Source organism: Pseudomonas sp. HMSC067G02 (assembly GCF_001813485.1).
In the GTDB taxonomy this organism is placed as follows: Bacteria; Pseudomonadota; Gammaproteobacteria; order Pseudomonadales; family Pseudomonadaceae; genus Pseudomonas; species Pseudomonas aeruginosa.
In genome coordinates this window covers 1-1,252 of sequence record NZ_KV812658.1, presented here as the reverse complement: position 1 = coordinate 1,252, position 1,252 = coordinate 1, and the positions used below count along the sequence as shown (strand labels likewise).

Sequence of the window (1,252 nt, the reverse complement as noted above, 5' to 3'; positions counted from 1 at the left end):
TTCACCTGGTGGTCCACCCGTCCGAGGTAGTCCACCACCCCATCCGCACGCCCACGAGTCAGGTCGCCGCTGCGGTACAGCCGGCTGCCCGGCGCACCAAAGGGATCCGGCACGAAACGCTCGGCGGTCAGCGCCGGACGCTCCAGGTAGCCGCGCGCCACCCCTTCCCCGCCCAGGTACAGTTCGCCCGCCACGCCTACCGGCAGCAGGTTCAACTGCCCGTCGAGGATGTAGCCGCTACGGTTGCCCAGCAGCGTACCGATCGGCATGTAGGCCGCGCCGCAGGCATCGCCCGCCCGTGCTTTCCACAGCAGCGGCGTCACCACCGTCTCGGTCGGGCCGTAGCCGTTGAACAGGTACTTCGGCTTCAGCGCCCGCCACGCCAGGTCATAGCTGGCCTGCGCCACCGCGTCGCCGCCGAAGCAATAGACCCGTACCGGCGGCGGATTGCCGTCGCGCTCGGCATGCTCGGCCAGTTGCTGCAGGTACACCGGCGGGAACACCCCCACCGTTACCCCGTGGCGATGCATCTCGGCGTAGGTCCGTTCCGGCAGCCACAGGCTGTCGTCGCGGATCAGCACCCGCGCGCCGTTGATCAACGGGTGCATCCAGCCTTCGTGGGAACCGTCGAAGGCGAACGACATGAAGTGCAGCTCGCAGTCCTCCGGGGTCATCTCGTAGCGCTCGCCGGTGGCCACGATATGGGCGATCAACGGACCGTGGGACACCGCCACGCCCTTGGGCATGCCGGTGGAGCCGGAGGTGTAGATCACATAGGCCAGGTTGTCGCCGTGCAGCGCCACCTCTGGATCATGGGCGGGGAAGCCGGCCCACTCCTCCTCGCGATCCACGGACAGGCAGGACAACCCCTCGGGGATCGGCAGACGCTCCAGCAGGTGGCTATGGGTCAGCAGCAGGTGCGCGCGACTGTCCTGCATCATGTACAGCAGGCGCTCGCGCGGGTATTCGATGTCCAGCGGCACGTAGGCGCCGCCGGCCTTCAGTACCGCCAGGAACGCCACCATGATCTCCGCGCTGCGCTGCATGGCGATCGCCACCCGCACTTCGGGGCCGACGCCTCGGGCGATCAACGCATGTGCCAGGCGGTTGGCCCGGCTATCCAGCTCGGCGTAGGTGAGCTTTTCCTCGTCGAAGATCACCGCCACCGCATCCGGCGCCATACGCGCCCGCTCGGCCACTCGCTGGTGTACCAGCGGCGTTGCCGGATAGCCCGAGTCGCTGCGGTTCCAGA

General features: G+C 68.3%; 1 protein-coding gene. It reads right to left on the bottom strand.

What is annotated here, in order from left to right:
• The coding region (locus HMPREF2914_RS10870; RefSeq protein ID WP_139148203.1) for an amino acid adenylation domain-containing protein at nucleotides 1–1,252 on the bottom strand (1,252 nt) is incomplete at both ends.